This is a genomic window from Arthrobacter sp. AL05 (assembly GCF_029960715.1).
Lineage (GTDB): Bacteria > Actinomycetota > Actinomycetes > Actinomycetales > Micrococcaceae > Arthrobacter.
Genome location: NZ_JASBRC010000002.1, coordinates 356,980 through 380,001, shown reverse-complemented (window position 1 = coordinate 380,001; position 23,022 = coordinate 356,980). Strand labels below are relative to the sequence as shown.

The window sequence follows — 23,022 nt, the reverse complement described above, 5'->3', positions numbered from 1 at the left end:
TCGGCGCTACGCTAGCACCTCCCGCCCGTGGCCGGGGGACGGCTGCGTGCGGCACTGTTCCGATGCCAGCGTCCGCAGTCCTTGCCGGAAGCCCGTAACCCGACTCCGTGGTGCTGGCGCTGGCTCTGGCGCTGGTGCTGGTGGGACTGGCCAGCGCGGCCTCCGGCGCCGCGACCATCTGCTCCGTCCAGGACATCCTGGTGGATCCGGCGTTCCGGAAAGCGTGCTTTTTGTGAAGGCCTCGGCTTCACCGAGGGCCCGGATATTCGTCCCGAACCGGCACAGGTCTTTGCGCAGTTCAGATAATCCCTGATTTGCCCGCAGAGCGCGCACTGTCCCTTGGGTTTACTCAAGGCGAAAATAGCTGTTCCGTCGTGGCACCTGGCGTGGGTCCAGGTGCGCCGGGGGGATGAACCACGGGATGCCGGCGCGGACCTGAATGGTCCATTCTTCCTTGTGGATGACGTGGTGGTGGTGTGAGCAGAGCAAAGCGCCTTGCTCCGTTCCGGTCGTTCCGCCGCGGGACCAGTACTCGATGTGGTGGGCCTCGCACCACGGCGCGGGGATGGTGCACTGGGGGAACGCGCAGCCCTGGTCCCGTGCGGTGAGGGCTTTGCGGATGTGGGGCGGGAAGACCCGTGACGCCCGGCCGATGTCCAGGATGCGGCCGTTGCCGCCGAGCACGATTGGAGTGATGTCGCCATCGCAGGCGATCTTGCGCGCGGTCTCGGCCGTGACCGGGCCGGTGAACATCAGGGTTCCCGCGCCGGATCCCGGCCCGTGTGACTGCGGGTTGGCGCCGCCGAGCCGTTCGAGGAGGTCCCGGTAGTCGATGGTGACCATAACCTGCGGGCGCAGTCCACCGGAAGCGGGCAGTTCTCCGGCCGCGAGGGCCACCTTACAGGCGCCGACCAGGCCATCGAGCAGCCGTTGCGGACGGGTGCGCTGATCCAGCCGCCCGGCAGCGGCCGCCTCCCCAGCAGCCGGGTGGTCCACGGCACCGCGGGCGTCGGCATTGGCGCCGGCATTGGCGCCGGCGTCGGCCCGGGCGTCGGCCCGGGCGTCGGGACCGGCACTTTCGGCCGTGCCGGCGGTGGGGTCGGTGCGGTTGGTGGCAGAGCATGTCCGTGGGTTGGTGGCTGTGTTCATGACCGTGAGCAGGTGCTCGAATTGGTCGGCGGTGGCGAAGATTTCCAGGTGCTGCAGTCCACGGTGGGACCGGCGGATGAACGCGCCTTGGCGCTGGCGCAGTTCCTGCTCGCTGGGTTCGGCACCGTCCTGGTCCAGGGCGTCCGTCCAGCGCTTCGCGATCCGGGTCAGGAAATCCTGGTCGTTCTCCACAGCCGTGCGGGTCAGGGCATGCTCCATCCGGACAACGTCACCGGGCGCGGCCACGTGCCCGACCCGGTGGAGGGACAGGCTAACCAGGGTCGCCGCCCGCGAGGCGATGTCCCCGGCTGTGAGGACAGCCGCGAGTTCCTCCCACGCGGCGGGCAGGGGCTGCCCTGACAAGCCGGTACGCGGCAGAACATCCGATGCCAGGGCAAGCCGGCGCCGCGCCTCCGCCGCGGTGATCCGAAGCCTGGCCCGCAGGAACTCGGTGGTGTTCCGGTACCCGTCATCGACGCAGCCCTGTTCACGGCCCGCGCCAAGCTGCACGTTCCAACCGGAATCGGGCCCGGCGACCCTGGCCGCCGGCACCGTCACAGTCGTGGTCGTGGTCGTGGTCGTGGTCGTAGTCGCGTCGGCGTGCCAGCCGGTCAACCAGCTGGCAGGGGCACCGGAACCAAACTTCGCAGCCGCGTTGCTGGCTGCCGCCGCCTGGTTTCGGGTCCGGTCAACCGCCGCTGCGGCCACAAGTTGCAGATAGTCGACCATGCGGGATAATTCCTCGACCCGACCGGCAAAGTCCGAGGCTTCTGTCACTCCGAACATCGCTGCAACAGACAGTGCCGTCCCGTTTGAAGAACGCAGCAGTGCAAGCGCCCCATCCAGAGCACAGTCCACGTCATCGGCTGCGTGTGGTCCAGCCGGCAGCCGGGGAATTCCCAGGAGTATTCCGGAGCCAGGCCGTGTGGCCTGTAGCGGAATGAAATCTTCACTGGCTTTCATAGCCAAATTCTTCCTCGATGCTGTGACATTCTGGGCCGCGACTTTTTTGGATCTCCTAAAGAAAATTCGAGTGTGGAGAAGCTGTAGTCACCAGGTCCCAGTGAGCGATCCGCTGCTCCGGCCGCCCGGGGGCCTACCTCCAATGATTCCCGATTCCAGCTCTGGTGGCGCTCGTTGTTCCCCCTATGTGGATAACTGAAGTGTTGGGCCCCGGAGTTTCCGTCGGCGAACCCTCGTGGGAGGCAACAGGCCCGGCGTCTGGTTGCTTCAGAGGGTTGGGCGGCCCGTTCACTGGTGCCGTTTGGCCGTCAACGGCAAGCTGTCGCGACGAAGATTGGAAACCGACCGCTGCTGACCGATGGATCCCGCCGTACCCCGGCGTGCAGCCCGTCTGATCTGTCTTCCCGCCGTGCCCCGGCGTGCAGCCCGTCTGATCTGTCATCCCGCCGTGCCCCCCGGCGTGCAGCCTGCCTGATCTGTCTTCCCGCGGGGTCACACTTCGGCGGGTACGGGCACGGTCCGTGGGAAACTGAGGGCATGGACAGCCCTGTCGCCTCGACATCGAGCCCGGCCAGCCCCCAAACCGGGCGGCCCGGCGAAGCACACTCCACTGAGCTCCCCTTCGACCTGCGTCGGCCCCTCGGGCCCCGCGATCCGGGTGACGCGTGGGTTGAAGGCGACAGCGGACGGTTCTGGGGGCTATTTGGCTCGGCCGGGCTGCTGGTCCACGACCCCGGCAAGGGCGTCCTGCTCCAGCACCGCGCTTTGTGGAGCGACAAGGGCGGCACCTGGGGCCTCCCCGGCGGGGCCTTGCACCAGGGCGAAGAAGCAGTCCAAGGCGCACTGCGGGAGGCCCAAGAGGAAGCCGCCGTTCCGCCGCAAAACGTGCGGGTGCTGTTCACTTCGGTGTTCGACGTCGGCTATTGGAGCTACACGACAGTCGCCGTCGAAGTTGTGGAAGCGTTCGAACCGGTGATTAGTGATCCCGAAAGCCTGGAGCTGCAGTGGGTGCCGCTCGAGCGCGTCGGCGAGAAGGAATTGCATCCTGGCTTCGGCGCCGCGTGGCCGGCCCTGTGCAGCCGGCTGGTGGGCCAGGACCCCGGCCCCGGAATGCCCAGCTAGGACGCTCGGGCCGGCTTCGGCGCCGGACGGCGGCGGTACAGCCAGATCAGGCCAAGGATCGGCAACAACAACGGGATAAACGCATAGCCGCGGCCAAACAGCGACCAGACGGTCTCATGCGGGAAATTGACCGAGTCGAACACGCTGAGGGCCCCGACCACAATCACACCCAACAGTTCCACGAGCACCGCCGCCACGGAAACCTTGAACCAGGTGCGGCCGGCTTTTGCGAGTGACACGGTTGCTACGAGATAAACGACTGCGGCGAATGCGGACAGCAGGTAGGCCAGCGGAGCTTCGGAAAACTTGGTGAGGATCTGGTATCCCGCCCGGGCCGTCGCCGAAATGGCAAACACCGCGTAGACAGCGATCAGCAGCCGGCCGGGCCCGGTATTGCGGGTATCCCGTGCGCTGCCGGACGCCGAGGGGTCCGGCGTCGTTCCGATGTCCTGCTGCGATCGTTTCGCCGTCACGTTATTTGCCTCTTCCACGTCAGTACCAAATCTGATTCATACGGGCCGCCATCACCAGGGCCGTGACTCCGACGGCGGCCAGCACAAAGTTGCTCCAGCGGGTCCGTTCCAGGATGGCCCAGTAGACGGCGCCGACCGGCAGCAAGAGCGCTGTCAACAAATAGCCCCAAAATTCCCAGGGCTCCCCCGCGATCTGTTCCCCGCCCGCGACCCGGATTATCGACCCGACCAGATAGACCACCAAGGACAGTTCGACGGCGGCCACCGAGAGGATCGTCGTATCGTTCGGCGCCTTTTTGAGGATGCCGGCGATCAGGCAGATGACGCTGGAGACCAGCCCAACCACCAAAATGATGTAGAAAAACGCGTCCACTATTGCCCGTCCTGCTGGACCGGCGAAGGCTGCTTCGGCGGATGCTTTTCATTGTCCGGTGCAAAGACCAGCACCGGCTTGGCGTAGCTTCCCTTGTCCGCCAGCAGGGCCACGAGAGTGCCGTCCGGGCCGAACGCCGCGGCAGGGTTCTCCGGTGTGGCCGCCTCGGACGTGCCGGCCTTCACACCTGAGGCGATGCGGCGACCGAAGGATAGCTCGGTGGTTTCCTCGTCGCTGAGCTCTCGGTTGGGCATCAGGGCCCGCGCGGCCTGGGACATTTCGAGCACGTCCAACTGCTCGGCAAGCTGTTCGAGGGTGCGTGCCTGGTCCAGCGTGTAGGGGCCCACCTGGGTCCGGCGCAGCGCCGTCAGGTGCCCGCCGACCTTAAGAGCCTCCCCAAGGTCACGGGCCAGCGCCCGGATATAAGTGCCTGATGAGCATTCCACAGTCACGTCAACGTCCAGCGCCTCGCCGTCTGACTCCACCGCTGACTCCCCCGTGCGAACCCGACGGATCCCGTGGACCTCGAAGCGGTGGATGGTGACCGGCCGGGCGGCCAGGTTGACCTCTTCGCCGGAGCGGACCCGTGCATACGCACGCTCGCCGTTGACTTTGATGGCGCTGACGCTGCTGGGAACCTGATTGATCTCACCGGTTAATGCGGCGATGCCGGCCCGTACTGCTTCCTCGGTCACCGCGGCGGCACTGCGGGTGGCCGTCACTTCGCCCTCGGCGTCATCGGTGAGGGTGGATTCACCGAGGCGGATGGTCGCCGTATAGGTCTTCGACGTGCCCACGATGTACGTGAGCAGCCGGGTCGCCTTGTTGATGCCGACCACCAGGACACCCGTGGCCATGGGATCCAGGGTCCCGGCGTGGCCCACCTTTCGGGTACCGGCGAGCCGCCGCATCCGGCCAACCACATCGTGGCTGGTCCAGCCTTGCGGTTTGTCCACTATTACCAGTCCAGAAAGCACGCTTCCCAGTATATCTGCGCTGGCGCTGCCACCGGCGCAGGAAGCTGCGGCGGCTAGGATGGCAGACATGCCCGAGCTAGCCGCCCACGTCCGCGACGTCCCCATTAACCAGATCCGCGAAATCACCGAAGCCGCCTGGGCGACTCCCGGCGCCATTGTGCTGAGCATCGGCGAACCTGGTTTTGCCGTCCCCCGCCATATCCTTGAGGCCGGGATGGCCTGCCTGGACCGCGACGAAACCAACTACACGCCCAACGCCGGCATCCCGGCCCTGCGTGAGGCGTTCGCTGCCCGGTTCCGGGAGCACAACGCGACACCGCTCGGGCCGGACCGCGTTTACGTCGTCGACGGCGCCCAGCAAGGCCTGCACTTCGCGATGAGCCTGCTGCTCTCGCCGGGCGATGAAATCCTGATCCCCAATCCCGGCTACCCAACCTTCGCGATGACGGCCAGCCTGCTGCACGCCGTCCCGGTGCATTACCCGCTGTATCCCGGCCACGACTTCCAGCCCCGGATCGCGGACATCGAGGAGCTTATTACACCGCGGACCAAGGTGCTGATCCTCAATTCACCCTCCAACCCGCTGGGCGCCGTCCTGGGCGAAGAACTCACCCGGGACCTGGTGGCCTTGGCCGTCCGGCATGATCTCTGGATCATCTCCGACGAATGCTACGAAGCCTTCACGTATGACGTCCCGCATGTAAGCCCGGCCCGGTTCGACAGCGACGTCCCCGGGCAAGCCCGCGTGTTCACTTCGCTCACGCTCTCCAAGACCTATGGCCTGACCGGGCTCCGGATAGGAGCGTTGATCTGCCCGCCGGGCCTGGAACAGAAAATGAACAACGTGATGGAGGCGATTGTTTCCTGCGTGGCCGCTCCCTCGCAGTACGCCGCCCTGGCGGCGCTCACCGGCCCGCAGGAGTACGTAAGCCACGCCCGTGCGCACTACCGGGCCAACCGGGATGCTGCCGGCACGGTGTTGGAGTCCAAGGGCATTCCGTTCCTCACGGCGCAAGGCGCGTTCTACCTTTGGGCCGATGTGTCCCATGTCAGTGGTGGCGATGTCCGGGGCTGGGTCCGGAGCTTCCTGGCCGATTCCGGTGTGGCCTTCGCCCCCGGCACCGCGTTCGGTTCGATCGGCGAGGGTTGGATCCGGATTGCGCTTTGCAGCAGCCAGGCCGAGCTGGTGGAAGGCCTCAACCGGCTCCCGACCCGGGCCAGCTGACATTCGGTTGCCGGCACCGTAGGTTGTAGGGTCGCTGTGCCCTACCGCGGCTGTGCCGCAGCGCCTAGCCTGAACGCAACGCGGGCATTTCGCGCCGGTCCCGGGACGTGCGGTCCCGGATGACGGTTCGGTCAAGGAGTAAACATGTGGTGGCAGGACCTGCTATGGGGTATTTGGAACGGGGTCACGGCATGGGTAGTGCTGATCGTCCATGTCTTTGGGCAGTGGAGCGAATTCCCCTTCTACAACACGGCTCGCGCCGGTAACTGGTACGACGTCGGCTTCCTCCTGGGCATGGGCTCGCCCCTCCTGGGTGGCTTGGGAGCCCGCGGCCGGCGCCGTTGAAGGGGCGCCACCGAGCCGGCGCCACCGAACGGGCATCACTGAACGCACATCACTGAACGGGCACTGGCAGGTACCGCCTTCGGCTAGGGGTGACCCGCCGCCATCGCGTTGTCGAGCCATTGGCGCAGGGCTGCTGCGGGCGGCGCCCCGGTCTGGCGGGCCACTACTTTCCCGTCCCTGATCAGCAGCATGGTGGGGATCGACTGGATCTCGAAGCGCCGCGAGAGTGCCGGCGCCGAGTCGACGTCAACCTTAACGAGTTTGACCCCGCCGGCCCGTTCCTGGGCCAGCTTGTCCAGCACGGGGCTGACCATACGGCACGGTCCGCACCATGCTGCCCAGAAGTCGATGAGGGCCGGCGTCGAGGACTGCTCGGCGATGAGCGCGAAGTCCGCGTCCCCTGCGGCGACAATCCAGGGCAGGTCCTTGCGGCAATTTCCGCAGCGCGGGTGCCCGGCGGCCGATGCCGGAATCCTGTTGGTCTTCCCGCAGTGGGGACACGGGATCAGGCTGGAACCCACGGCCCACCTCTTTCTTCAGTCCCCGCAGTCATGGTTCCATCGGACGCCACCGCCGGCAGCGGGCCTAGAGTCCAAAGTCCTCCCGGCCATGGCAAAAGCTCAAAAGGATGGCCGGCCCCAACCGGGGCCGGCCATTCTTCTGCAGCGCTGCATTGTTGCTGAACTACTTACCGCTGTCCTCGTCGACGTCGCCTTCGGCGATGAGGTCAAGTTCCTCTTCGTCGAAGTCGTCCTCGTCGAGCTCGATATCCTGCGGAGTATCACTCTTGTACGGGTCGGCGTCGCCGGCGTGCTTCGCGCTGGCGGCGAGAGCCGCCACCTCGGCATCACGCTTTTTTGCCGCCCGCAGCAGTTCCTCCAGGTTGGAAGCATTGACCGGAATCTGGTCCGCCACGAATTCGAGCGTCGGGGTCAACCGGACAGTGACGTTCCGGCCGACTTCCTGCCGCAGCACGCCCTTGGCCTTCTCAAGGCCCTTGGCAGCCTCGGCCTGGACCAGCTCGTCGCCGAATACGGTGTAGTAGATCGTTGCATGCTGAAGATCGTTGGTCACCCGCGCATCGGTGACAGTGACGCCTTCCAGCCTGGGATCCTTCACCCTCCGGCCCAGTGCCTCGGCAACAACAACCTTAATCCGCTGCGCCAACTTGGCAGCCCGTGCGGGATCAGCCATTTCCACTCCTAAAAATTTGGATGTACGACGGCGCGTTAGCGGCTGAAGTACACAGGTTCGGTTTGTTGCCACGCGCCTAAGGCGAGTCTACGACGGACTCCCGTTGGATTCTTCCGGCGGCCTGGGTGGCATCCAAGGTGGCAGCCGGGGGACCCGATGCGAACTTGCGAGCATTGGGAAGGCTGACGCCGCTGCCGGAGCTGGGCGGCCGACGTCGTCAGACGTTGGCCGCCCAGCGCAGGGGCGGGGCCGCCGGAAGAATCCAACGGCCCCGCACCTTTACTGCACCTGTAACGCTAAGACATCTTAGACGCGCGGCTTTTCGCGCATCTCGAAGGTCTCGATGATGTCACCTTCGGTGATGTCGTTGAACGAGCCAAGACCGATACCACACTCGAAGTCCGTGCGGACCTCGGTGGCGTCGTCCTTGAAGCGCTTGAGCGTCTCAACGGCAAGGTTGTTGCCGATGATCTTTCCGTCGCGCGTGACCCGGGCCTTGGCGTTGCGTCGGATAACACCCGAGCGAACGATCGAGCCTGCAATGTTGCCGAACTTGGAGGAACGGAACACTTCGCGGACCTCGGCGGTACCAAGCTGGACCTCTTCGTACTCCGGCTTGAGCATGCCCTTGAGGGCTGCCTCAATGTCATCAATTGCTGCGTAGATGACGGAGTAGAAGCGCATGTCCACGCCTTCGCGGTCTGCCAGTTCGGCAACACGCTCGGCGGGCTTGACGTTGAAGCCGATGATAACGGCGCTGTCGACGGTAGCCAGGTTGACGTCGTTCTGCGTGATCGCACCGACACCGCGGTGGATAACGCGCAGCTGGACACCCTCGCCGACGTCGATCTTGAGCAGCGCGTCTTCGAGGGCTTCCACGGCACCTGACACATCACCCTTGAGGATGAGGTTGAGGGTGTCGATCTTGCCGTCGGCGACGGCCTGGTCGAAGTCTTCCAGGCTGATGCGCTTGCGGCGCTTGGCCAGGGCCGCGTTGCGGTCCGCAGCTTCACGCTTCTCGGCGATCTGGCGGGCGGTGCGCTCGTCAGCGGTCACAAAGAAGGTGTCACCGGCGCGCGGGACGTTGGACAGACCCAGCACCTGCACGGGGCGGGACGGGCCGGCCTCGGTCAGTGCACTGCCATCATCGTCGAACATCGCACGGACGCGGCCGTGGGCCGTGCCTGCCACGATGGTGTCGCCGATGTGCAGGGTACCGGACTGAACCAGGACGGTAGCAACCGCGCCGCGGCCCTTGTCCAGGTTGGCTTCAATCGCAATACCGCGGGCGTCCTTGTTCGGGTTGGCGCGCATGTCCAAGGCTGCGTCTGCGGTCAGCAGGACAGCCTCGAGCAGTTCGTCGATATTCAGGTTCTGACGCGCAGAGACCTCCACGAACATGGTGTCGCCACCGTACTCTTCCGGAACCAGCCCGTACTCGGTCAGCTGGCCGCGGACCTTTTCCGGGTTGGCGCCTTCCTTGTCGATCTTGTTCACGGCCACAACGATCGGCACGTTGGCCGCCTGGGCGTGGTTGAGGGCCTCAACGGTCTGCGGCATCACGCCGTCGTCCGCTGCTACAACCAGGATCGCGATGTCGGTCACCTTCGCACCACGGGCACGCATGGCGGTGAACGCCTCGTGGCCCGGAGTATCGATGAAGGTGATCTTGCGATCGGTACCCTCATGCTCGTGGGTGACCTGGTAGGCACCGATGTGCTGCGTGATACCGCCGTGCTCGCCCGCCATAACGTCGGACTTGCGGATGGCATCGAGCAGGCGGGTCTTACCGTGGTCAACGTGACCCATGACGGTGACAACCGGAGGACGTGCCTCGAGTTCCTCGTCGCCTTCGGCTTCCAGCTCGGCATCGAAGTCGATGTCGAAGCCGGAGAGCAGGTCGCGCTCCTCGTCCTCCGGGGACACAACCTGGAGCTTGTAGCCAAGCTCCTCGCCCAGCAGGGCGAAGGTCTCTTCATCCAGCGACTGCGTGGCCGTAGCCATTTCGCCGAGGTGGAAGAGGACGGTCACCAGCGCTGCGGGGTTCGCCTCGATCTTGTCGGCGAAGTCCGTGATGGACGAGCCACGGCGAAGCCGGACTACCGTGTTGCCGTCGCCGCGGGGCACACTAACGCCACCCAGCGACGGAGCACTCATCTGCTCGAGTTCCTGGCGCTTGGCACGCTTCGACTTGCGCTGCTTGCCACGGCCTGCACCGCCCTTACCGAAAGCACCCTGCGTACCGCCGCGACCGCGGCCACCCTTGCCGAAGCCACCGCCGGCCGGAGCGCCGCCACCGGCACCGGGAGCACCGGTGCCGGGAGCCCCGCCCGGACGGCCCGGGCCGCGGGCTCCGCCGCCAGGACGTCCTGCGCCAGCGGGTGCGGGACGTTCGGTGCGGTTAGGCATCATGCCCGGAGTGGGTCGGTTTCCGCCGGCCCCGCCCGGACGTCCGGCGCCTGCTGCGCCGGCCGGACGAGGAGCGCCCGGGCGTGCACCCGGGGCGCCGCCGGTGCGGGGAGCACCCGGACGGGGACCACCAGCGCCTGCTGCGGGACGGGGGCCGCCGGGGCGCTCGCCCTCGGTGCGGTTCCCGCCCGGACGCGGCATGCCCTGGGAAGGAGCGAACGGGTTGTTACCCGGACGCGAGGGACGTTCGTTGTCTCCGCCGCGGCCCCGGGGCATGCCCTGGGAGGTAGCAAAGGGGTTGTTGCCGGGACGGGGGCCGCCCGGGCGAGGTGCCGAGCCGCCCTGGCGTGCCGGAGCTGCCGGGGTTTCAGCCTTGGGTGCCGGACGCGCGCCGGGCTTGGCGCCCGTGCTGGGCGCAGCCGGCGCACTCGGAGCCTGAGCAGCCGGTGCCGCTGGAGCCGCCGGTGCAGCGGCCGGAGCCGCCTGGGGGGCACTGGGTGCCGGAGCAGCTGCGGCCGGAGCCGGAGCTTCAGTCTTTGTGGTGTCCGCAGCCTTCGGGGCAGCCGGGCCCGGCGCAGGCGCCGGAACGGTTGCGGCGGGGCTGGCGGGCGCCTTGGGTGTGGACGCGGGTGCTTCGGACTTGGCTGCCGATGCTGCGTCGGGGAACGCGTTGCGGAGTTTCCTCACAACGGGGGCCTCAATGGTGGAAGAGGCCGAGCGAACGAATTCGCCCAGTTCCTGCAGTTTGGTTACTGCATCTTTGGAAGTAATACCGAGCTCTTTAGCAAGCTCATGTACGCGGACCTTGGCCACATTTCTCCTGTCTCGGTCCGCACCGAGCCAGGCACGAACCGTCTACTTCTTACTGCGGACCTCCGCCGCGAGTGCAGCTGAAAGGTCCATTCCAGAGCGCAACAAAGATGTCATCGTTGCGCACTCATCGCTGGGAACTCATCGGGTTTCCATCAGTTTTCTGACCCGCTTTCAGGTTGGACGGTTGTTGCTGCGGCCACCGGGGTGTCCACGGCTTGCGTGCCTGCCATGATCCGGCGTTCAACGTCGGCTGTTCCGGCAGCACCGTTGAGGGCGCGTCCGAACGCTCGACGTTTGACCGCCAGTGCCAGGCACTTTTCGCTGGGGTGCAGCCATGCACCCCGGCCAGCCATCCGGCGGCGTTCATCGACTAGGACGGCGGATGAACCGCTGCCATCGATGACGAGCCGGAGAAGCTCTGACCGGGCGCCCGTCTTCCGGCATCCGATGCAGGTACGCTGCGGCTGATGCTCGAGGTGTTGCACTTGTGCCACTTACGAGAATCTTCCTGCCAGTACATATCTGCCGTCCAGGGACCGGGCCAGCATGGCCAAGGGCCCGTAAGGACACCTTCGCCGGAACCAAGCCCGGACGCGTCAAGGACACGCGGATACCGGCCGTAAGGCGCGGTCATGTCTATTCTAGCCCCTCCAGCGCCCGGGCCCCGAACTGAAGGGGCCACGAACGCCGGCGGGTGGGCCCGATCCGGGCCGAACTTCCAGCGCCGGCGGACGGTGACCGCGGGGTCAGCCCTATTTGTCGCGGTTGACCGCAGCATCGGAGACGATGTCGATCCGCCAGCCGGTGAGCTTGGCGGCGAGGCGGGCATTCTGGCCCTCCTTGCCGATGGCGAGGGAGAGCTGGTAGTCCGGCACCACTACGCGCGCCGAGCGGGTTGCCTCGTCAGTGATCGTGACGGAATTCACCCGGGACGGGGACAGTGCGCTGGCAATGAACGTGGCCGGGTCGTCACTGTAGTCAACAATGTCGATCTTTTCGTCGTTGAGTTCGTTCATGACCGCACGAACGCGCGAACCCATTTCACCGATGCAGGCACCCTTGGCATTGATCCCGGGCATGTTGGCTTTGACGGCCATTTTGGTCCGGTGCCCGGCTTCGCGGGCCAAGGCGACGATTTCCACCGAGTGGTCCGCGATTTCCGGAACTTCCATTTCGAAGAGCTTCCGAACGAGGCCCGGGTGCGAGCGGGACAGCGTGATCGACGGGCCCTTGGTACCGCGGTGCACGTCGATCACGAACGCGCGGAGCCGGTTGCCGTGGGTGTATTTCTCCCCCGGCACCTGCTCCGGCGGCGGCAGGAGTGCCTCCACAGTGCCCAGGTTGACCTGGATCATGTGCGGGTTGTTGCCCTGCTGGATGGTGCCGGCAACCAGCTCGCCCTCGCGGCCCTTGAACTGGCCCAGCACGTTGTCGTCTTCGGCGTCGCGCAGGCGCTGCAGGATGATTTGTCGTGCGGTACTGGCGGCAATGCGGCCAAAGCCCGCCGGGGTGTCCTCGAATTCACCGATCGGCGCGCCGTCGTCGTCAATCTCGGTGGCCCAGATGGTCACGTGTCCGCTTTTGCGGTCCAGCTCGGCGCGCGCCGTCTCAAAGGCACCCGCTGTTTTGTGGTATGCCACCAGCAGGGCCTGCTCGATTGTCGGAATCAGGAGATCCAGCGGGATTTCACGCTCACGCTCCAGGAGTCTCAGTGCGCTCATGTCAATATCCATTAGGCCTCCTCGGAAGGTCCATTGTGTGCGTTCTCCAGACCGGCCTCTTCGAGGTGGCTGAACTCTATCTCGACTTTTCCACTGCGGATCCTGTCGAAAGGAAGTTTCATGGGCTCGCCCTGCTTGGGCTTCATCCCTTTTTTGACCGTGATCTCCGGGACCAGCGTGACGCCTGCGTCATCGACTGACCGGACCCGGCCTGTGACGTTCTCACCCTGCAGGACATTAACCTTGACCATCCGGCCGCGGGCCCGGTGCCAGTGCCGCTCTTCGGTCAGGGGGCGTCCGACGCCGGGCGAGGAGACCTCAAGCTCGTACGGGCGTGCGTCGGTGCTGGGATCGTTGTCCAGGATGTCGGAGAGGGACTTGGAAATCTCGGCGATGACGTCCAGGCCGACGCCGCCGGTCTCGTCCTGTGGCAGGTCCACCACCACGTGGACCACCCGGTTGGCGCCGGCGACGTGAATCGAGACGTCCTCCAGGTACAGCCGGTTCGCCAGGACTTCGGGCTCCAGGAGGGCATGCAGCCGCTCGGCCTCGAAGTTGTGAGCGGGTGCGGCGTCAGCCTTACCCGTTCCGGTCCGGTCTGTCGAAGTCGTGGCTTCTGCATTTGTCATGATGCCGGCCGCCTCCCGCTAGATGATGTTGTGTGTACTAGCCTAGCGATTTTCCGGGCACCGTGGTGCACTTCAGGTCCCGGCCGGCATGCCAACCATGACAAAATGGTCTGTTGTGAAAGAGGACAGCAGGCAAAAGCGGTGGCGGGGGCTCGTTCCGCGCGTCGCACTTCTCGCCTGCCTCGCCCTCGTGGTCGCCAGCCTGGGGCTGGCCTGGCGCCCCGCACACCCCATGGACCCCGCAGAACCGCCGTTTTCCGAACAAGCGCGGTCCGCTGCGCTGGCCGAAACGCTGAGACTGCGCACCGCCGGAGCAGCACTGGAGCGGGCAGCCGCGGGCGCCCCCCAACCGGCTGTGGCGCGGACTGTGAGTTTGCTGACAAGCCAGTCCCGGGCCCTCCTGCTGCCCGGGGCGGAGGGTGCCGACACCGCTCCCCCGGCGGGCACTGCAGCCCAATCGGCTACCCCCACCGAAGCACCTCCTGCTGTTCCGCTGCCCGCGTCGGCCGCAGAATTAGCCGCCGCGCTGGTCGCCAGTGCCTCGCAACGGCTCGCCGACGCCAACGTGGCCGACGGCGGAATGGCCCGGCTGCTTGCCGCCGTCGGGACCGCCCAGCTGCTTCAGGCTTCCTCCCTTGCAGCGGCCGCCGGGGCGCCCGCCCCTGCGGTCGCCGACCCCGCAGCACCGCAGCTCTCCGGCGCGTGCCAGGGCGTTCCGGCATCGCCGTCGTCCGCTGCTGGGCCTTCGGCAGGCACTCCCGCCGCAACCTTGCCGGCGGCGCTGGCAGCAGCGGTGGCGAGCGAACGGGAAACCGTATACGGCTATCAGGTGGCCCTCACCCGGCTCGGGGGTTCAGCAGCCGGCCCGGCCTCAGCGCAGCTCGCCCGGCACGAGACCCTCGCCGCCGGCGCGGAGGCGCTGAGCCGGATGCACTGCGTTGCCGTTCCAGCGCGGGAAGCCGGCTACACAAGCGCACCTGCGTTCCTGGCCGCACCCGCCGCCGGGCTCGGCGCGCTGGAGGCATCGGCGCTTGCGGTGTACGGCGACCTGGTGGCTTTGAGCGAGGGGCAGACACGCCAATGGGCGGTGGCCGGCCTGGTCGGCGCCGCTCGCAGCGCCGCCCGCTGGGGAACCGACGCCGGAGCTCTTCCCGGCCTCACCGCAGATCAGGACGCGTTCCCCGAGCTGCCGGCTCCCGCTCTGGCCCCCGCGCCCTAGCCGGCGCGGCGGGGAAGCGGCGGCTTACTTAGGCTTGTAATACTGGTGGTTCGGTGGCGCCGGTGCTTTGCTGTAGGCATGGACAGTCAAGCGGCCCCCACCCAGCACAAGAACGAGCCCCACCACAGCGACATCGCGCACCGCCTGAACTGGCTTCGCGCCGGTGTGCTGGGCGCCAACGACGGTATCGTCTCCGTCGCTGCGATTGTGGTCGGCGTCGCCGGCGTCACCACGGACTCCGGTCCCATCCTCGTCGCCGGTGCCGCCGGCGTCGTCGGTGGCGCCATCTCCATGGCGCTTGGCGAATACGTCTCCGTGAGCAGCCAGAAGGACAGCCAGCAGGCGCTGATCGAAAAGGAACGCCGCGAGCTGGCCGAACAGCCCGAAGAGGAGCTCGAGGAACTCGCCGCCATCTATCAGGGCAAGGGCCTCAGCGCCGACACCGCCCGCACTGTGGCCAAGGAACTCACAGCGCACGACGCGCTTGGCGCGCACCTGTCTGCTGAACTCCACATCGACGAGACCGACATTGTCAGCCCGTGGCACGCTGCCTTCGCCTCCGCAGCTGCCTTCCTGATCGGTGCGATCCTGCCCATGCTCGCCATCCTGCTGCCGCCGGAGAACATCCGGGTCCCGCTGACCTTCGTGGCAGTGTTGGTGGCGCTGGCCTTGACCGGAGCCATCGGCGCCTGGATCGGCGGCGGTTCGAAGTCGAAGGCGGCCTTCCGTGTGGTGATCGGCGGTGCGGCGGCCCTCATCGCGACCTTCCTGATCGGCAGCTGGCTCGGCGCCAGCGGCATCACCGCCTGATACCCGCCACTACGCTGGACCGATGAGCCAGCCTGCAGACGTCCCGATTCCGACCGACCTCAGCCGCCGCTACGGCGGAAGCGCCGGCGGCCGCGACTGGCTGGCCTCGCTCCCCCGGCTGATCAGGGAATGCCTGGGCCGGTGGCAGCTCGAACTTGACCTTGCTCCCGGCGCCCTGCCCTGGAACGGCCACGGCGCCATTGTGGTCCCGGTGCGCGCTGAAGCCGGCACCGGACGGGCCGGCGCCGGGGAAGCTGCCGTCCTGAAGATCGCTTTTCCGCATGAGGATGCGCTGGCGGAACCGCATGCCCTCGCCCTCTGGAAGGGCGAGGGTGCGGTCCGGCTGCTGGCCAATGATGCCGGTGCGGGGGCGCTGCTGCTGGAGCGCCTGGACGCCGTCCGGTCCCTCCAGGACCAGCCCATGGACGTGGCGGTCCCGGTGTGGGGTGCCCTGGTTCGCCGGCTGAGCCTGGTGCCCGGCGTCGGGCCGCAATGGCGGGAGTTCAGCCATGTGGCAGCACGGGCCGAACAGTGGAGTGACGAGCTGCCGCAGAACTGGGAACGGCTGGGCCGGCCGTTCCCGCGCTGGCTGCTGGAAGCGGCGCTGGAGGTTTGCCAGACCCGCGGGGCCGTCGGCCGCCGCGCGGGGCGGGATGTGCTGGTCCACACCGATCTGCACTACCTCAACGTCCTGGCCCGGCCACACGGGGAAGCCGCCGGGGAAGCCGGCCAGGAGGAGGCCCGCAGCTGGGCCGCAATCGATCCCCAGCCCATGCTCGGCGAGGCGGAATTCGCGGTGGCACCCCTGCTGTGGAACCGGATCCGTGAGTTGCCGCGGGCGCATCCGGAAGAGGGCCTGCGGCAGCGGTGCCGGGACCTCAGCCTTGCCGCCGACCTCGACGCCGACGTCGCCCGGCAATGGAGCGTGGCCCGCGAGGTTGACAACGCCCTCTGTTACGCCTCCAAACGCCGCCACAAAGGGGACCTCGCACGTTCGCTCTGGGTGGCCAGCACCCTGGCCGGCAAGCCGCTGCCGGAGCTCCCCGCGGCACACGACCTGCCGGCGCCGGGCGAAGCAGGCAGCTAGCGGTTCGGCCCGCGGACCTCGGCCAGGGCGTCCCTGACGACGTCGACGGCGACTGCCACGTCGGCGTCGTCCGTGCTCCAGTTGCTGACGGAGATGCGCAGGATGTCGCGGTCGCGCCAGCGCGAACCGGACATCCAGACCCGGCCGTCGGCGATGATCCTGGCGGTCACCGCGCGGGTAGTGGCGTCGTCGCCGAAGGCCAGCGAGACCTGGGTGTAGTTGACGTCGTTGAGCACTTCGATCCCGTCGAGCGCGGCGAGCCGCTCCGCCAATTCCTTGGCGTGCAGCACCAGCCCCCGGACCTGGCCGGCGACGCCGTCCCGCCCGAGCGACTTCAGCGCCGCCCAGACCGGCACCCCGCGGGCCCGGCGGGACAGCTCCGGGACCGTTTCGAAGGGGTCGGCCGCGCCGTCGGCGTCCTGCATCAGGTAGCTGGTGTGCACGCCCATGGCCGAGCGAAGCGCCTGCGCATCCCGGACCACGGCTATCCCGCAGTCGTAGGGCACGTTGAGGGTCTTGTGCGCATCGGTGCCCCAGGAATCGGCACCCCGCAGTCCGGCGGTCAGGGCGGACAGTTCCGGCACCGCGGCGGCCCAGAGTCCGAAGGCCCCGTCCACATGGACCCAGGCGCCGTGCGCTTTTGCCACCGCGATTGCCTCCGCAAAAGGATCAAAGGCGCCGGAGTGCAGGTTTCCCGCCTGCAGGCAGACCAGCAGCGGGGCGCGGGCTGACCCGGAGGCAGCGTCGCTGGCGCGGTCCAGCGCGCGGTCCAGTTCGGCCGGGTCAATGCGGCCCTGCCGGTCCGCAGGTATGGCAGTGGGCCTGCCCAGCCCGAGATACCGGAGGCCCAGGTCGATGGTGTCGTGCCGTTCCTGGCCCACGAAGCACTGTATCCGGGGGGCGCCGGAGAGCCCGTCGACGTCGAGGTCCCAGCCGGCGTCCGCCAGCAGGCGCCACCGGGCCGCTGCCAGGCCGGTGAAGTTCGCCATCGTGGCGCCGGTGGCAAAGCCGACGTCGGACTCGCCGGGAAGGTCCAGCAATTCGAGCAGCCATTTGCCGGCGGCTTCCTCGATGGCCGCCGTCGCTGGAGTGGCTAAGCGCAGCCCGGCGTTTTGGTCCCACGCACTGACCAGCCAATCCGCGGCGAGTGCGGCCGGCAAGGTGCCGCCGATGACCCAGCCGAAGAAGCGTCCGGACGGCATCGCCATCAGCCCGGGTTCGGCTTTGGCTGCCAGGTAGTCGATTACCTCCACCGCCGGGGTTCCCCTCAGCGGCAGCGGGCCGCCGAAATCTGCGGCCAGGTCCGCCGCGGTCATCCGCGGGCCAACATGCCGGGTGTCCTGGCTTTGCAGCCATTGGCGGGTGTGCCGGGCCGCAGCTTCGAGGGCACCGCTGTAGCGTTCTTCAGGTGCTGACATAGCTGCATGCTACGCCGGCGGGCACGCCAGCGGGAGTCCCCGGCGAGGCTTGGGGCGACGCTTGGGGCGGACGCGCAGGCTACCTGACGCTGTCCTGCCAGATGTCCGTTCCGAGCTTAATGATGAGCGCTCCGACGACCGCCAGGAACACGATGCGGATGAATTTGCTCCCCTGTTTAACGGCCGTCCGGGCTCCGAGGTAGCCGCCGGCCATGTTCGCCAGGCCCAGGACCAGTCCGAGTCCCCAGAGCACCGCCCCGTGCGGGACAAAAAACAGCAGGGCGCCGGCGTTGGTGGCCATGTTCACGATTTTGGCCTTGGCACTTGCTTCGAGGAAGGCGTACCCCATCGCCGAAACAAGCGCGATGATCAGGAACGAGCCGGTGCCGGGCCCGATCAGGCCGTCGTAGAAGCCGATCACACCGCCGATCAGGCACGCCAGCACATAGTGCCGGTGACCGCTGTGCCGCAGCTGGGTCAGTTCCCCGACGTTGGGCCGCAGCGCAGTAAAAAGTGCGACGGCGACAAGCGCGGCCACGATGATGGGTTTGAAGACGCTCGCAGGGAGGTTCGCGGCGAGCACCGCCCCGCCGAAGCTGCCGGCCATCGCGATCACCGCCATCGGCACGGCGGTGCGAAGATCCGGCCGGACCCGGCGGTAATACGTGACGGCACTGGTGCCGGTGCCGAAAATCGACCCCATCTTGTTTGTCGCCAGGGCCTGCACCGGACTGATGCCCGGGACCAGCAGCATGGCCGGCAGCTGGATCAATCCCCCGCCGCCGACCACGGCATCGACCCAGCCCGCGCCGAAGCCGGCGACCACAATCAGGATCAGCGTGCTGAGCTCTACCGATTCAAGCCCGGACACCACGCCTGCCGCTGCCGCGCGTTAGCTGTTACGGACGGCGTCGACACAATAGTCGACTGCCTTCGCAACGGGGACGTTTTCGGCATGGCCGCTGCGGCGGTCCTTGATCTCGACGACTCCGTCCACCAGTCCACGCCCCACGGCGAGGATTGTCGGCACACCGACGAGCTCGGCGTCGCCGAACTTCACACCCGGGGACACCTTGGGGCGGTCATCGTAAATCACCTCGAGGCCCGCGGCTTCCAGCTCAAGGGCCAGCTTCTCCGCGGCCGCGAAGATCTCCTCGCCGCGGCCAACGGCCACCACGTGGACATCTGCCGGTGCGACGGCGCGCGGCCAGATCAGGCCCTTGTCGTCGTGGTTGGATTCGGCCAGCGCCGCGACGGCGCGGGTGACGCCGACGCCATACGAACCCATCGTAACAACCACCTGCTTGCCGTTCTGGTCAAGGACTTTCAGTTCGAGCGCTTCGGCGTACTTGCGCCCGAGCTGGAAGATGTGGCCCATTTCAATGCCCCGGGCGGTTTCCAGCGGTCCGGAGCCATCGGGGGCCTCATCGCCGGCCCGTACCTCGGTGCATTCGATGACGCCGTCCCAGCCGAAGTCGCGGCCTGCTACCAGCCCAAAGACGTGCTTGCCAGCCTGGTTGGCGCCGGTAACCCAGGCGGAGCCGCGCACAATCCGGGGATCCACGAGGTAGAGCAGCTTGGCGGAGCCCTCGGCGCCCAGCAGGGCCGCATCAAGGGTCAAGCCCGGGCCAATGTAGCCCTTGACGATAAGGGGTTGCTTCTGGAGGTCCTCTTCGTTGGCGGCCTCAAGCATGATTTCGCCGCCGATGGGCAGGAAGGAACCGATGTTCGCTTCCACCCGCTTGAGGTCGACTCCGCGGTCGCCCGGCACGCCGATCACTACGATTTGGCGTTCGCCGGTCGGCAGGGTGACGGCAAGGACAACATTCTTCAGCGTGTCAGCTGCGGTCCAGGCGCCGCCGTCGGCCGGAGCGCGGGGCACCAGGGTGTTCGCGGCGTCGACGAGCGTATCAATGGTGGGGGTGCCCGGAGTGTCCCGCACCTGCGCGGCGGGGGCGTTGCTGAAGTCGATATCCGGCGGGACGACTGTGGTGACGGCCTCGACGTTGGCCGCGTAGCCGCCGGCGGAACGGACGAAGGTGTCCTCGCCGATCTCCGTGGGGTGCAGGAATTCCTCGCTCTTGGACCCGCCCATGGCCCCCGCCGTGGCTGCGACCGGGACCACTTCGAGGCCGAGGCGCTCGAAGATCTTCAGGTACGCGCTGCGGTGTGCGGCGTAGCTGGCGTCCAGGCCGGCGTCGTCAACGTCGAAGGAGTAGGAGTCCTTCATGATGAACTCGCGGCCGCGCAGCAGGCCGGCCCGGGGCCGCGCCTCATCGCGGTACTTGTTCTGGATCTGGTAGATGCTCAGCGGAAGGTCCTTGTACGAGGAGTACAGGTCCTTGACCAGCAGGGTGAACATTTCCTCGTGTGTGGGCGCCAGCAGGTAGTCGTTACCCTTGCGGTCCTGGAGCCGGAAGATCCCCTCGCCGTACTCGGTCCAGCGGTTGGTCACTTCGTAGGGTTCCTTGGGCAGCAGTGCCGGGAAGTGCACTTCCTGAGCGCCGATCGCGGACATTTCCTCGCGGATGACGGCCTCCACCTTGCGCAGTACGCTCAACCCCAGCGGAAGCCAGGTGTAGATGCCCGGGGCGGCCCGGCGGATGTACCCGGCGCGGACCAGGAGCCGGTGGCTGGCCACTTCGGCATCGGCGGGATCTTCACGCAGGGTGCGCAGGAACAGCTTGGAGAGTCGAAGGACCACGAGGTATCTATCCGTTTCTGGGAAGGTGCAGGGCAAAGCAGCAATGCTGTGAATCAGCAGTACCGGCACAGCCGGCACAAGAGTCTACGTACTAATCTACCGTCAGCCCGGATGCAGGAGAGCCACGCCATAACTGACGGAAGCCCCTGGCCGTTTCCGGCTGGTCATCCTGTCATGGCGTGGCCCTGCGGACCCCCGATTCCGCCAAACCTTCGGCTGCGGGTTCCCGGTGTTGCCCTCTGGGCATCTGCATCCCGGCACTTGCACCCGCGGAAACGCGTGCCGATGCGGCACGGTAGTCCGAAGATATGTGACCCGGGGCACAAAAACAAGAGCCCGCACTCAGAAAAGCACTGTGGCGAACGTGCCTGCCTGCCGGAAGCCCACCCTCTCGTAGCTGGCGCGGGCCCGGGTGTTGAAGTTGTTGACGTAAAGGCTGGTCACCGGGGCAAGGGACTGGGCCAGCACCACAGCTGCCGCCATGTAGCCTGCGCTGAGGCGCTGGCCGCGAAACTCCGGGTTCATCCAGACTCCCTGGACCTGCGTCACCTCCGAAGTGACCGCGCCGAGCTCGGCTTTAAAAACCACCTCGCGCGCCTGGTTCAGGTGAACCATGGAATGACCCTCACGGATCAGGCCCTTGACCCTCCGGCCGTAATACTCGCGGCCGCCGAGATAGGGTGAATAGCCCACTTCCTCCTCGAACATGGCCGCGCAGGCGGGCAGGATCCGGTCGAAGTCGGCGAGCTGGCTAAAACCAAGCTGCGGGTTCGGGGTCACGGCGGGCGGGCCGGCAATTGTCATCAGCGGCTGGTTCGCGCGGATCTCGTGGGCCGTCTGGCCGAAGACTTCCAGCCCGGCGTACAGGGCAAGCACCGTGTCGGCAGGACCGAAAATCGAGGCGTACCGGCGCCCCGAGCTGTGGGCGGCGGCTGCCACCGCGCCCGCAAAATCGGGGTCCAGCTGCACCGGCACCAGGTTGGCCCCGGCCCAACAGGCTCCGAGCAGGGTGCCGCCGTCGAACACGCCAAAGATGCTGGCGCCTCCCGTGGTGGGAGCAGCCGAACCGGCGGTTGCCAGGTGCGAGAGGATAAAAACGTTGGCGACGACGTCCTGCCGGGCCAGGGCCAGGAGCTGGGAAGTATCCGAACCCCCCAGGCTCCGGACCGTGACGCCGGCCGCGGCGCCGTCCTTACGAGACGCTAACCACGGGGCTACCCTTGACAGCATCTTCGCCATCGGCCTCCCCCATCTCTTCGGCGATGCGCATGGCTTCCTCGATCAGTGTCTCAACGATCTGGTCCTCCGGGACAGTCTTGATAACCTCTCCGCGCACGAAAATCTGGCCCTTGCCGTTGCCGGATGCTACCCCAAGGTCCGCTTCGCGGGCTTCACCGGGGCCGTTGACCACGCAGCCCATAACGGCCACGCGCAGCGGAATTTCCATCCCCTCCAGTCCTGCCGTGACCTGCTCAGCCAGCGTGTACACGTCCACCTGGGCGCGGCCACAGGAAGGGCAGGAGACGATCTCGAGCTTGCGCGGACGCAGGTTGAGCGACTGCAGAATCTGGTTGCCCACCTTGATTTCCTCCACCGGAGGGGCCGAAAGGGAGACCCGGATGGTGTCACCGATGCCACGGGAGAGGAGGGCTCCAAAGGCCGTGGCAGATTTGATGGTGCCCTGGAATGCGGGGCCGGCCTCGGTAACGCCGAGGTGCAGCGGCCAGTCGCCCTGTTCGGCGAGCATCTCGTAGGCGGCGACCATAATCACCGGGTCATTGTGCTTGACCGAGATTTTGAAGTCGTTGAAGCCGTGCTCCTCGAACAGCGAGGCCTCCCAGACGGCGGATTCCACGAGGGCTTCCGGGGTGGCCTTGCCGTACTTCTTCAGGATTCCGGGCTCCAGCGATCCGGCGTTGATGCCGATCCGGATCGAGGTGCCGTGGTCCTTGGCGGCCCGGGCGATCTCCTTGACCTGGTCATCGAACTTGCGGATGTTCCCGGGGTTCACCCGCACCGCCGCACACCCCGCCTCGATCGCGGCAAAAACGTACTTCGGCTGGAAGTGGATGTCCGCGATTACGGGGATCTGGGACTTCCTGGCGATGATCGGCAGGGCCGCAGCGTCGTCCGCGGACGGGCAGGCGACGCGCACAATGTCACAGCCGGAGGCCGTGAGCTCGGCGATCTGCTGCAGTGTGGCGTTGATGTCCGTGGTGGGCGTTGTGGTCATAGACTGCACGCTGATGGGCGAATCGGAGCCGACGCCGACCGAACCCACCTTGATCTGGCGGGTCTTGCGCCGCGGCGCAAGGACGGGGGGCGGTGCTGACGGCATTCCCAAGCTGACCGAGGTCACATGGACTCCTTGTATCGAAGTAGGTCTGGCGG

22 protein-coding genes are annotated in these 23,022 nt (G+C 67.0%); 7 read left to right on the top strand and 15 right to left on the bottom strand.

What is annotated here, in order from left to right:
* Positions 1 to 107: 107 nt before the first annotated feature.
* The gene (locus tag QK287_RS04000; protein WP_256446691.1) at positions 108 to 236 is read left to right on the top strand and encodes a hypothetical protein; all 129 of its coding nucleotides are present in this window, start codon (positions 108 to 110) and stop codon (positions 234 to 236) included.
* A 109-nt stretch (positions 237 to 345) separates the two neighbouring features.
* Here the strand turns inward: QK287_RS04000 and QK287_RS03995 are convergent, their stop codons facing one another.
* A complete protein-coding gene (locus QK287_RS03995; RefSeq protein ID WP_226774214.1) occupies positions 346 to 1,878 on the bottom strand; it encodes an HNH endonuclease signature motif containing protein in 1,533 nt (510 codons plus the stop codon).
* Between the two features lie 771 nt (positions 1,879 to 2,649).
* Here QK287_RS03995 and QK287_RS03990 point away from each other — a divergent pair.
* Entirely contained in the window at positions 2,650 to 3,234 is a 585-nt protein-coding gene (locus QK287_RS03990; RefSeq protein WP_226774215.1) for an NUDIX domain-containing protein, read from the top strand.
* On the opposite strand, the gene QK287_RS03985 is transcribed toward QK287_RS03990, so the two are convergent.
* The 3 genes from QK287_RS03985 to truB are packed head-to-tail and all read right to left on the bottom strand — an operon-like array spanning position 3,231 to position 5,057.
* Positions 3,231 to 3,680 carry a hypothetical protein gene (locus QK287_RS03985; protein ID WP_226774277.1) on the bottom strand — a complete coding sequence of 150 codons (450 nt, stop codon included), beginning with the start codon at positions 3,678 to 3,680 and terminating at the stop codon, positions 3,231 to 3,233. The two genes, QK287_RS03990 and QK287_RS03985, sit on opposite strands and share 4 nt — an antisense overlap.
* A gap of 46 nt (positions 3,681 to 3,726) precedes the next feature.
* The gene (locus QK287_RS03980; RefSeq protein WP_226774216.1) at positions 3,727 to 4,080 is read right to left on the bottom strand and encodes a hypothetical protein; all 354 of its coding nucleotides are present in this window, start codon (positions 4,078 to 4,080) and stop codon (positions 3,727 to 3,729) included.
* Positions 4,080 to 5,057 carry a tRNA pseudouridine(55) synthase TruB gene (truB, locus tag QK287_RS03975; protein WP_226774217.1) on the bottom strand — a complete coding sequence of 326 codons (978 nt, stop codon included), beginning with the start codon at positions 5,055 to 5,057 and terminating at the stop codon, positions 4,080 to 4,082. Before truB ends, QK287_RS03980 begins: the two co-directional genes overlap by 1 nt.
* A 67-nt stretch (positions 5,058 to 5,124) precedes the next feature.
* Between truB and QK287_RS03970 the strand changes: the two genes are divergently transcribed.
* Both QK287_RS03970 and QK287_RS03965 read left to right on the top strand, forming a co-directional pair.
* Entirely contained in the window at positions 5,125 to 6,282 is a 1,158-nt protein-coding gene (locus QK287_RS03970; protein ID WP_226774218.1) for a pyridoxal phosphate-dependent aminotransferase, read from the top strand.
* Positions 6,283 to 6,426: 144 nt separating this feature from the next.
* Positions 6,427 to 6,627 carry a hypothetical protein gene (locus tag QK287_RS03965; RefSeq protein WP_226774219.1) on the top strand — a complete coding sequence of 67 codons (201 nt, stop codon included), beginning with the start codon at positions 6,427 to 6,429 and terminating at the stop codon, positions 6,625 to 6,627.
* Positions 6,628 to 6,710: 83 nt separating this feature from the next.
* Here the strand turns inward: QK287_RS03965 and trxA are convergent, their stop codons facing one another.
* From trxA to rimP, 6 genes are all read right to left on the bottom strand, one after another.
* Complete coding sequence (gene trxA, locus QK287_RS03960; RefSeq protein WP_226774220.1) at positions 6,711 to 7,148, bottom strand: thioredoxin; 438 nt, start codon at positions 7,146 to 7,148, stop codon at positions 6,711 to 6,713.
* A gap of 163 nt (positions 7,149 to 7,311) precedes the next feature.
* Positions 7,312 to 7,821: a 30S ribosome-binding factor RbfA gene (gene rbfA, locus QK287_RS03955; protein WP_226774221.1), complete on the bottom strand. Its 510-nt coding sequence runs from the start codon at positions 7,819 to 7,821 to the stop codon at positions 7,312 to 7,314.
* Between the two features lie 306 nt (positions 7,822 to 8,127).
* Positions 8,128 to 11,043 (bottom strand): translation initiation factor IF-2, encoded by a 2,916-nt coding sequence (infB, locus tag QK287_RS03950; RefSeq protein ID WP_282359354.1) that lies wholly within the window; start codon positions 11,041 to 11,043, stop codon positions 8,128 to 8,130.
* 152 nt (positions 11,044 to 11,195) lie between these two features.
* Positions 11,196 to 11,528 carry a YlxR family protein gene (locus QK287_RS03945; RefSeq protein WP_283479999.1) on the bottom strand — a complete coding sequence of 111 codons (333 nt, stop codon included), beginning with the start codon at positions 11,526 to 11,528 and terminating at the stop codon, positions 11,196 to 11,198.
* Between the two features lie 267 nt (positions 11,529 to 11,795).
* A complete protein-coding gene (nusA, locus tag QK287_RS03940; protein ID WP_226774224.1) occupies positions 11,796 to 12,776 on the bottom strand; it encodes a transcription termination factor NusA in 981 nt (326 codons plus the stop codon).
* On the bottom strand, positions 12,776 to 13,393 hold the full coding sequence (gene rimP / locus QK287_RS03935) for a ribosome maturation factor RimP (protein WP_226774225.1): 618 nt from the start codon (positions 13,391 to 13,393) through the stop codon (positions 12,776 to 12,778). Before rimP ends, nusA begins: the two co-directional genes overlap by 1 nt.
* 97 nt (positions 13,394 to 13,490) lie before the next feature.
* Between rimP and QK287_RS03930 the strand changes: the two genes are divergently transcribed.
* From QK287_RS03930 to QK287_RS03920, 3 genes are all read left to right on the top strand, one after another.
* A complete protein-coding gene (locus QK287_RS03930; protein ID WP_282359348.1) occupies positions 13,491 to 14,612 on the top strand; it encodes a DUF4439 domain-containing protein in 1,122 nt (373 codons plus the stop codon).
* Positions 14,613 to 14,690: 78 nt separating this feature from the next.
* Complete coding sequence (locus QK287_RS03925) at positions 14,691 to 15,422, top strand: VIT family protein (protein ID WP_226774227.1); 732 nt, start codon at positions 14,691 to 14,693, stop codon at positions 15,420 to 15,422.
* A 22-nt stretch (positions 15,423 to 15,444) separates the two neighbouring features.
* The gene (locus QK287_RS03920; protein ID WP_282359346.1) at positions 15,445 to 16,509 is read left to right on the top strand and encodes an aminoglycoside phosphotransferase family protein; all 1,065 of its coding nucleotides are present in this window, start codon (positions 15,445 to 15,447) and stop codon (positions 16,507 to 16,509) included.
* On the opposite strand, the gene QK287_RS03915 is transcribed toward QK287_RS03920, so the two are convergent.
* The 5 genes from QK287_RS03915 to ispG all read right to left on the bottom strand — a co-directional run bounded on the left by QK287_RS03915 (position 16,506) and on the right by ispG (position 22,990).
* Positions 16,506 to 17,927, bottom strand: a complete 1,422-nt coding sequence (locus tag QK287_RS03915) for a pyridoxal-dependent decarboxylase (RefSeq protein WP_226774229.1) — start codon at positions 17,925 to 17,927, stop codon at positions 16,506 to 16,508. The genes QK287_RS03920 and QK287_RS03915 overlap by 4 nt on opposite strands.
* Positions 17,928 to 18,006: 79 nt before the next feature.
* Positions 18,007 to 18,801 (bottom strand): TSUP family transporter, encoded by a 795-nt coding sequence (locus QK287_RS03910; protein ID WP_226774230.1) that lies wholly within the window; start codon positions 18,799 to 18,801, stop codon positions 18,007 to 18,009.
* 18 nt (positions 18,802 to 18,819) lie between these two features.
* Positions 18,820 to 20,631, bottom strand: a complete 1,812-nt coding sequence (locus tag QK287_RS03905) for a proline--tRNA ligase (RefSeq protein ID WP_282359343.1) — start codon at positions 20,629 to 20,631, stop codon at positions 18,820 to 18,822.
* Positions 20,632 to 20,973: 342 nt separating this feature from the next.
* On the bottom strand, positions 20,974 to 21,861 hold the full coding sequence (locus QK287_RS03900) for a GNAT family N-acetyltransferase (RefSeq protein ID WP_282359423.1): 888 nt from the start codon (positions 21,859 to 21,861) through the stop codon (positions 20,974 to 20,976).
* Positions 21,824 to 22,990: a flavodoxin-dependent (E)-4-hydroxy-3-methylbut-2-enyl-diphosphate synthase gene (gene ispG, locus QK287_RS03895; RefSeq protein ID WP_226774232.1), complete on the bottom strand. Its 1,167-nt coding sequence runs from the start codon at positions 22,988 to 22,990 to the stop codon at positions 21,824 to 21,826. Before ispG ends, QK287_RS03900 begins: the two co-directional genes overlap by 38 nt.
* Positions 22,991 to 23,022: the final 32 nt, after the last annotated feature.